Annotated in this window: 10 protein-coding genes and 1 pseudogene; all 11 read left to right on the top strand. The window is 66.8% G+C overall.

Going from position 1 to position 8717, the window contains the following annotated elements:
- Positions 1 to 90 (top strand): acyl-CoA dehydrogenase family protein (locus AC1Q7H_RS39425; protein WP_492382492.1); only part of this gene is annotated, 90 nt, incomplete at its 5' end.
- Positions 91 to 198: 108 nt separating this feature from the next.
- Complete coding sequence (aceK, locus tag AC1Q7H_RS39420) at positions 199 to 2034, top strand: bifunctional isocitrate dehydrogenase kinase/phosphatase (protein WP_153957034.1); 1836 nt, start codon at positions 199 to 201, stop codon at positions 2032 to 2034.
- Positions 2031 to 2702 carry a carbonate dehydratase gene (gene can / locus AC1Q7H_RS39415; RefSeq protein WP_013955254.1) on the top strand — a complete coding sequence of 224 codons (672 nt, stop codon included), beginning with the start codon at positions 2031 to 2033 and terminating at the stop codon, positions 2700 to 2702. Before aceK ends, can begins: the two co-directional genes overlap by 4 nt.
- A gap of 50 nt (positions 2703 to 2752) precedes the next feature.
- On the top strand, positions 2753 to 3931 hold the full coding sequence (locus AC1Q7H_RS39410) for an acetyl-CoA C-acetyltransferase (RefSeq protein ID WP_013955255.1): 1179 nt from the start codon (positions 2753 to 2755) through the stop codon (positions 3929 to 3931).
- 93 nt (positions 3932 to 4024) lie between these two features.
- Positions 4025 to 4705, top strand: a complete 681-nt coding sequence (locus AC1Q7H_RS39405) for an SDR family oxidoreductase (protein ID WP_013955256.1) — start codon at positions 4025 to 4027, stop codon at positions 4703 to 4705.
- A 30-nt stretch (positions 4706 to 4735) separates the two neighbouring features.
- Complete coding sequence (locus tag AC1Q7H_RS39400) at positions 4736 to 5866, top strand: acyl-CoA dehydrogenase family protein (protein WP_013955257.1); 1131 nt, start codon at positions 4736 to 4738, stop codon at positions 5864 to 5866.
- Between the two features lie 87 nt (positions 5867 to 5953).
- Positions 5954 to 6610 (top strand): 2-hydroxychromene-2-carboxylate isomerase, encoded by a 657-nt coding sequence (locus tag AC1Q7H_RS39395; RefSeq protein ID WP_018314407.1) that lies wholly within the window; start codon positions 5954 to 5956, stop codon positions 6608 to 6610.
- On the top strand, positions 6607 to 7293 hold the full coding sequence (locus AC1Q7H_RS39390; RefSeq protein WP_013955259.1) for an HAD family hydrolase: 687 nt from the start codon (positions 6607 to 6609) through the stop codon (positions 7291 to 7293). Before AC1Q7H_RS39395 ends, AC1Q7H_RS39390 begins: the two co-directional genes overlap by 4 nt.
- Positions 7290 to 7727, top strand: a complete 438-nt coding sequence (locus AC1Q7H_RS39385; RefSeq protein WP_013955260.1) for a YchJ family protein — start codon at positions 7290 to 7292, stop codon at positions 7725 to 7727. Before AC1Q7H_RS39390 ends, AC1Q7H_RS39385 begins: the two co-directional genes overlap by 4 nt.
- Complete coding sequence (locus AC1Q7H_RS39380; RefSeq protein ID WP_013955261.1) at positions 7724 to 8401, top strand: glutathione S-transferase family protein; 678 nt, start codon at positions 7724 to 7726, stop codon at positions 8399 to 8401. The genes AC1Q7H_RS39385 and AC1Q7H_RS39380 overlap by 4 nt, the downstream gene beginning before the upstream one ends.
- Positions 8402 to 8454: 53 nt before the next feature.
- Positions 8455 to 8717 (top strand): annotated as a pseudogene (locus tag AC1Q7H_RS39375) (methylcrotonoyl-CoA carboxylase); the annotation flags it as partial.

Genomic DNA, 8717 nt, shown 5'->3' with positions numbered 1-8717 from the left:
CGCGACGCCAAGCTGTACGAGATCGGCGCCGGCACCTCGGAAATCCGCCGCATGCTGATCGGCCGCGAGCTGTTCGCGGAGACCATGTAAAGCGCAAGGGGGCGCCGAAATCACCCGGAGCCCCCGCCCGAACCCCATTACAATCTCAGTACCCGTCGCAAGACCTCTCGCAGTATTGCCCCCGGCCCCCGTCGACCCATGTCCCACTTCCCCAAACTGCTCTCCTCGCAGATTGCCTTCGATGTGGCGAGAACGATGCTCGACGGGTTCGACAAGCACTACCGCCTGTTCCGCGAGGTCAGCCACCAGGCCAAGCTCAAGTTCGAGGCCGGCGACTGGCACGGGCTGCAGCAGATTCAGCGCGACCGCATTGCGTTCTACAACGAGCGCGTGCGCGAATCGAGCGTGATCCTGGAAGACGAGTACGACGCCGAGAACATCGAGGACGAGATCTGGCAGCAGATCAAGCTGCACTACATCGGCCTCCTGACCAACCACCACCAGCCCGAGCTGGCCGAGACCTTCTTCAACTCGGTCTGCACGCGCATCCTGCACCGCTCGTACTTCAACAACGATTTCATCTTCGTGCGCCCGGCGATCTCGACCGAGTACATCGAGAACGAGGAATCGCCCACGCGCCCGACCTTCCGCGCCTACTACCCGGGCAGCCGCGAGGGCATGGCCGCGTGCTTCGAGCGCATCGTGCACAACTTCCAGCTGGAGAGCCCGTTCGAGGACCTGCCGCGCGATATCGGCTACGTGGTGCGCGCGGTCAGCGAGCATTTCGGCGACCTGCGCATCGCGCCGAATTTCCAGATCCATACGCTGTCGTCGCTGTTCTTCCGCAACAAGGCGGCCTTCATCATCGGCCGCATCCTGAACGGCGACCACACCTTCCCGCTGGCAATCCCGATCCTGCACGGCCCCTCGGGCAAGCTGATGCTGGACACGGTGCTGCTGAAGAAGGAACAGCTGCTGATCCTGTTCTCGTTCACGCACTCTTACTTCATGGTCGACATGGAGATTCCGTCGGCCTACGTGACCTTCCTGCGCGACATCATGCCGCGCAAGCCGCGCGCCGAGATCTATACCTCGCTGGGCCTGCAGAAGCAGGGCAAGAACCTGTTCTACCGCGATTTCCTGCACCACCTGCAGCATTCGTCGGACAAGTTCATCGTTGCGCCCGGCATCCGCGGGCTGGTGATGCTGGTGTTCACGCTGCCGTCGTACCCGTACGTGTTCAAGGTCATCAGGGACTTTTTCCCGGCGCCCAAGGAAACTACGCGCGAGTTGGTCAAGTCCAAGTACCAGCTGGTCAAGCAGCACGACCGCGTGGGCCGCATGGCGGATACGCTGGAGTACTCCGACGTGGCCTTCCCGCTCTCGCGCTTCGATGATGCGCTGGTGCGCGAGTTCGAGCAGCACGCGCCGTCGATGATCGAATACCAGCGCGGCAAGGACGGCGGCGAAGAGATCGTGGTGCGCCACGTCTATATCGAGCGCCGCATGACGCCGCTGAACATCTACCTGACGGAGGGCTCCGACGCGCAGGTCGAGCACGGCGTGATCGAATATGGCAACGCCGTCAAGGAGCTGATTGCCGCGAACATCTTCCCGGGAGACATGCTGTACAAGAACTTTGGCGTCACGCGCCACGGGCGCGTGGTGTTCTACGACTACGACGAGATCGAGTACCTGACCGACTGCAACATCCGCGACGTGCCGCAGCCGCGCAACGAGGAAGAGGAGATGTCGGGCGAGGTCTGGTACACGGTGCGTCCGCACGATATCTTTCCCGAGACCTTCCGCACCTTCCTGCTGGGCGACACGCGCGTGCGCGCGGCGTTCCTGCGCCACCATGCGGACTTTTTCGACCCTGCCATGTGGCAGAGCCACAAGGACCGGCTCCTGGCCGGACATGTTCATGACTTCTTTGCCTATCACAGTTCAGAGCGATTCATTCACCGCTACGGCGAAGCTGGCAGCGTGCAGGCTGCCGTTCCCGATCCTGGTCCCGCAAGGAGGGTCGCATGACTGACGCCATTGCCCAGCTGTTCCGCAACAACCGCGAGTGGGTCGACCGGGTCAACGCCGAAGACCCCACCTTCTTCATGCGCCTGGCCAACCAGCAGGCGCCCGAGTACCTGTGGATCGGCTGCTCCGATTCGCGCGTGCCGGCCAACCAGATCCTGGGCCTGGCCCCGGGCGAGGTGTTCGTCCACCGCAATATCGCCAACGTGATCGCGCACAGCGACCTGAACGCGCTGGCGGTGATCCAGTTCGCGGTAGAGGTGCTCAAGGTGCGCCATATCACCGTGGTGGGCCACTACGGCTGCGGCGGTGTCAAGGTCGCGCTCAAGCGCGAGCGCATCGGCCTGGCCGACAACTGGCTGCGCCATGTGCGCGACGTGGCCGACAAGCACGAGGCCTATCTCGGCACGCTGCTGCGCGAGGACGACGCCCATACCCGGCTGTGCGAGCTCAATGTGATCGAGCAGGTCAACAACGTCTGCCAGACCACCGTGCTCCAGGATGCCTGGACCCGCGGCCAGGCCGTGACCGTGCATGGCTGGGTCTACGGCGTGTCCGACGGCCTGCTGCGCGACCTGGGCATGGCCGCCAGCAGCAACGAAGAACTGCACGAGCAGCTGGCCGCGGCCTACCGCCAGTACGGCGATCCGCCGCAGGCGTCGATCCGCTGACCGGACCCACCCGACACCGCTTCTTCATACACCGATCCAGGAGACCCGACATGGAAGAGATCGTTATCGTTTCAGCCGCCCGCACGCCGATGGCTGCGTTCCAGGGCGAATTCGCCAGCGTCACCGCGCCGCAGCTGGGCGCCGTGGCCATCCGCGCCGCCGTTGAGCGCGCCGGCCTGAAGCCCGAGCAGGTGGAAGAAGTGGTGTTCGGCTGCGTGCTGCCGGCCGGCCAGGGCCAGGCCCCGGCGCGGCAGGCCGCGCTGGGCGCCGGCCTGCCGCTGGGCGTGGGCTGCACCACCGTCAACAAGATGTGCGGCTCGGGCATGCGCGCGGCCATGACCGTCTACGACGGGCTGATCGCGGGCTCGTTCGATATCGCCATTGCCGGCGGCATGGAGAGCATGACCAATGCGCCGTACCTGGTGCCGAAGGGCCGTGGCGGCTACCGCATCGGCCACGGCATGATCTACGACCACATGATGCTGGACGGCCTGGAAGACGCGTATGACAAGGGCCGCGCCATGGGCACCTTCGGCGAGGATTGCGCCGCCAAGTACGGCTTTACGCGCGAGCAGCAGGACGAATTCGCGATGGAAAGCGTGCGCCGCGCCCAGCAGGCCACCGAGAACGGCGACTTCCGCTGGGAGATTGCGCCAGTGACCGTGTCCGGCAAGGGCGGCGACACCGTGATCGACACCGACGAAGGCCCGCGCCGCATCAAGCTCGACAAGATCCCCTCGCTCAAGCCCGCCTTTGCCAAGGACGGCACTATCACCGCGGCCTCGTCGTCGTCCATCAACGACGGCGCCTCGGCGCTGGTGATGATGCGCGCCTCCACCGCGAAGAAGCTCGGCCTGCAGCCGATCGCACGCATGCTCGGCCACACCACCCACGCGCAGGCGCCGGGCTGGTTCACCACCGCGCCGGTCGAGGCCATCGCCAAGCTGTACCGCAAGCTGGACTGGACCACCGACAGCGTCGACCTGTTCGAGATCAACGAGGCCTTTGCCGTGGTGCCGATGGCGGCCATGCACGACCTCAAGATCGCGCGCGACAAGGTCAATATCCACGGCGGCGCCTGCGCGCTGGGCCACCCGATCGGCGCCTCGGGCGCACGCATCATGACCACGCTGATCGGCGCGCTGCGCAAGACCGGCGGCAAGCGCGGCGTGGCGAGCCTGTGCATTGGCGGCGGCGAGGCAACCGCGGTCGGTATTGAGATTCTCTGACGTAGTTCTGCGCCCCTCTCCCTCATAAAGGGGGAGGGGCGCAAGATCCAGGCAGTTCGCTGAACCCAAGTAGCCAGTCAAAGGAGCACAGCCTTGCCAACCGTCCTGATCCTCGGTGCCTCGCGCGGCATCGGCCTTGAATTCGTGCGCCAGTACCGTGCCGACGGCTGGCGCGTCATCGCGGCGGCGCGTACGCCCGAAGGCGTCGGCGCGCTGCAGGCGCTGGGTGCCGAAGCTCACCAGGTCGACCTGTCCGATGCCGGCGCGGTCGCGGGCCTGGGCTGGAAGCTCGACGGCGAAGCCCTCGACGTGGCGATCTACAACGCCGGCGTGCTGGGGCCCCGCACCGAAGGCGCGCAGCCGGTCACGCCGCAGGAATTCGACCAGGTGATGCATGTCAACGTGCTCGGCCCGATGATGGCGCTGCCGCTGCTGCTGCCCTACGTCGAAGCGGGCCAGTCCGGCCACGGCGGGGTGCTGGCGGTGCTGTCTTCGCGCATGGGCAGCATCACCGCGATGGAGCACAGCACCAGCTGGCTGTACCGCGTCAGCAAGGCCGGCGCCAATGCGGCGCTGCGCGCGGTCTCGCTCGATGCGCGCCACGCCACCTGCGTCGCGCTGCACCCGGGCTGGGTCAAGACCGACATGGGCGGCCAGGAAGCCGACCTGACCGTGCAGCAGAGCGTCAAGGGCATGCGCCAGGTGCTGGCTGGCGTCAAGCGGCGCGACAACGGCACCTTCCATAACTACGACGGCACGCCCATCCCCTGGTAAGCGCGCCCGCACACTGATCACCGAACCGACATGCTGCTGACCCCCGAACAGGAAATGATCCGCGACGCCGTGCGCCAGTTTGCGCAGGAAGTGATCGCGCCGCAGGCCGCGCAGTGGGACCGCGACAAGACCTTCCCCAAGGACGTGCACCGCGAACTGGCGGCGCTGGGTGCCTACGGCGTGGCAGTGCCGGAGGAATACGGCGGCGCCGGCCTGGACTACCTGTCGCTGGCGCTGATCCTTGAAGAGATCGCGGCCGGCGATGGCGGCACCTCCACCGTCATCAGCGTCAACAACTGCCCGGTGTGCAGCATGCTGATGTCGTTCGCCAGCGAGGCGCAGAAGCAGCAGTGGCTGGTGCCGCTGGCGCGCGGCGAGATGCTGGGCGCGTTCTGCCTGACCGAGCCGCACGTCGGCTCGGATGCCTCGGCGCTGCGCACCAGCGCGGTCCGCGACGGCGACCACTACGTGCTCAACGGCGTCAAGCAGTTCATCACCAGCGGCCAGAACGCCGACGTGGCGATCGTGCTGGCCGTGACCGACAAGGCTGCCGGCAAGCGCGGCATCAGCGCCTTTATCGTGCCGACTTCGACCCCGGGTTACGTGGTCGCGCGGCTGGAGGACAAGCTCGGCCAGCACTCGTCGGACACCGCGCAGATCCTGTTCGAGGACTGCCGCGTGCCGGCGGCCAACCTGCTGGGCGACGAGGGCGGCGGCTACAAGATGGCGCTGTCGGGCCTGGAAGGCGGGCGCATCGGCATCGCCTCGCAGAGCATCGGCATGGCGCGCGCCGCGTTCGAGGCGGCGCTGGCCTATGCCAAGGAGCGCGAGAGCTTCGGCCAGCCGCTGTTCCAGCACCAGGCGGTGCAGTTCCGCCTGGCCGAGATGGCCACCCGCATCGACGTGGCGCGCCAGATGGTGTGGCACGCCGCCGCGCTGCGCGACGCCGGCCGCCCCTGCCTGAAGGAGGCGGCCATGGCCAAGCTCTTTGCCAGCGAGATGGCCGAGCGGGTGTGCTCGGATGCGATCCAGGTGTTTGGCGGCTACGGCTACGTCAGCGACTTCCCGGTGGAGCGCATCTACCGCGACGTGCGCGTGTGCCAGATCTACGAGGGCACCAGCGATATCCAGAAGATCCTGATCGCGCGCGCGCTGGCCTAGCTATGCGCGTACGATGGGGTGCATGCCGCGAAGGCGGCGCGCTTCCCTGATTCCAGACCCGGCAACCACAACAAGAAGGGCCCCGACATGACCGCAGCGATCGACTTCTACTTTGATTTCTCTTCGCCCTACGGCTACTTTGCCAGCACCCGCATCGACGACCTGGCGCAGAAGTACGGGCGCATTGTCGCCTGGCATCCCATCCTGCTGGGCGTGGTGTTCAAGACCACCGGCGCCTCGCCGCTGCCGCAGCTGCCGCTCAAGGGCGATTACTCGTGGCGCGACTTCGAGCGCACCGCGCGCTTCCACGGCATCGAATACAAGCGCCCCACGCATTTCCCGCTGCCCACCACGCACGCCGCGCGCGCCATGCTGTGGCTGCAGAACCACCACGGCGACGACATCGCCACGGCCTTTGCCAAGTCGGTGTACCGCGCGTTGTTCGTCGACGACATCAATATCGCCGAGCCGGCCGAGATCATGAAGCTGGCCGAGCCGCTGGGCGTGGACGTGCAGGCGCTGGATGCCGGCGCCACCAGCTACCAGATCAAGGACCAGCTCAAGGCCGAGATCGACGTGGCGATGGCCAAGGGCGTGTTCGGCTCGCCCTTCGTCATCATCGACGGCGAGCCGTTCTGGGGCTTCGACCGCTTCGACCAGGTCGAGGCCCACCTGAAGAGCCGTCGCCAGACTGAACTCAGGGCCGTGCCGAGCCTGGACACCAAGGAAAAGAAACCCGCATGACTGCAGCAACCCGTGGCCATTCCGGCCGATTCGATTGCGTGATCTTCGACTGCGACGGCGTGCTCGTCGACAGCGAGCCCATCGTCAACCGCGTGCTCAACCAGATGCTGAACGAGCTTGGCATCGAGATCTCGCTGGAAGACTCCACGCGCCTGTTCCTCGGCCGCGCCGTGCGCGAGGAGCTGGACATGATCGCGCGCATGCGCGGCGCGCCGCTGCCCGAGAACTGGCTGTCGACCTGGCTGGCCCGCCGCAACGCGGTGCTGGAAGCCGAAGTCGTCGCGGTGGCGCATGTGCGCGAGGCGATTGGCAAGATCGCCGCCACCGGCATGCCGGTGTGCGTGGCGTCGGGTGCGGACCGCATCAAGGTCAAGCTGCAACTGACCAGGACCGGGCTGGTCGAGCTGTTCCAGCAGGATGAGCGCGAGCACATCTTCTCTGCCACCGAAGTGGCGCGCAGCAAGCCCGCACCCGATGTGTACCTGCTGGCCGCGCGCACCATGGGCGTGGAGCCGGCGCGCTGCGCCGTGGTGGAAGACAGCCCGACCGGCGTGACCGCGGGCGTGGCCGCCGGCATGACGGTGTTCGGCTACGCCGAGCGCAACGATGCCGCGCTGCTGCGCGAGGCCGGCGCGGGCACCATCTTCACCGATATGCGCGACCTGCCGGAGCTGGTGGGATGACGGCGAAAGCGGCAGGCCGCTTGCCCAAGGCCGGACCGGTGCCGTGCCCGTGCGGCAGCGCGGACTATGCCGCCTGCTGCGGCCGCTTCCATCGTGGCGAGGCACTGCCGCCCAATGCCGAGGCGCTGATGCGCTCGCGCTACAGCGCCTATGTGCTGAACGACATGGAATGGCTGCGGCAGACCTGGCATGCATCGACCTGCCCGGCCGACCTGTTGCCGGATACCGCCACACGCTGGCTCGGGCTCACGGTGAAGGCGCATGCGCAGCAGGACGACACGCATGCCGAAGTGGAATTCGTGGCGCGCTACAAGGTAGGCGGGCGTGCCAAGCGGCTGCATGAGCGCAGCCGCTTTGTCTGCGAAGCGCGCGCGCCCGGCGAGGCGCCCCGCTGGCTTTATGTGGATGGGGACATGATCGGGGAGGCACCATGAGCATCGAGAAGCGGAACGAGCCTGAGTACCTGCTGTATTGCTTTGCCCAGTCCGGCAATGCCTACAAGGTGGCGCTGCTGCTGGAAACCGTCGGCGTGCAGCGCGGCCAGCAGCTGTGGCAGCCGCGCTTCGTCGATTTCTTCAATGGCGAGACCCGTACGCCCGAGTACCGCGCCATCAACGTGATGGGCGAGGTGCCGGTGCTGGAGTTCGGCGGCCAGCGCCTGTCGCAGTCCGGCGCCATCCTGGAAACGCTGGCCACGCGCCTCGATGCCTACGGCCCGCGCGATGAGGCCGAGCGCGCCGAGGTGCTGCGCTGGCTGCTGTTCGACAACCACAAGTTCACCTCCTACACCGCCACCTACCGCTTCATGCGCAACTTCGCCAGGTCGCCGGACCCGGCCGTGCTGGAGTTCTTCCGCGCGCGCTGCGAAGGCGCGTGGAACGTGCTCAACGCGCACCTGGCCGGGCGAGCATTCCTGCTGGGCGAGCGCGCCAGCATCGCGGACTTCTCGCTGGCGGGCTACGTCTTCTTCGACGACGAGATCGGCGTGCACTGGCGCAAGGAGTACCCGCATATCCACGCCTGGGCCGAGCGCATCCGTGCGCTGCCGGGCTGGAAGCATCCCTACGACCTGATGCCGGGGCACCCGCTGCCCAAGCACGCAGGCTGAGCCCGGCCGCTGGCAGGACGGCGAAAACCAATATCAAGCAGGAAGAGACACAGATGCCCACCCTGGAAACCAAACTCAACGCCCGCTCCGAATCCTTCAAGGCCAACGCCGAGTCGATGCAGGCCCTGGTGGCCGACCTCAAGGCCAGGATCGCGAAGCTGGCCGAAGGCGGCGGCGAAGACGCGCGCAACAAGCACCTGTCGCGCGGCAAGCTGCTGCCGCGCGAGCGCGTGCAGCAGCTGCTGGATCCGGGCACGCCGTTCCTGGAGCTGTCGCAGCTGGCCGCATACGACATGTACGACAATGCCGCGCCGGG

The sequence above is a fragment of the Cupriavidus sp. GW823-FHT06D04 genome (assembly GCF_058795055.1).
This window is presented reverse-complemented; position numbering and strand designations above follow the sequence as displayed.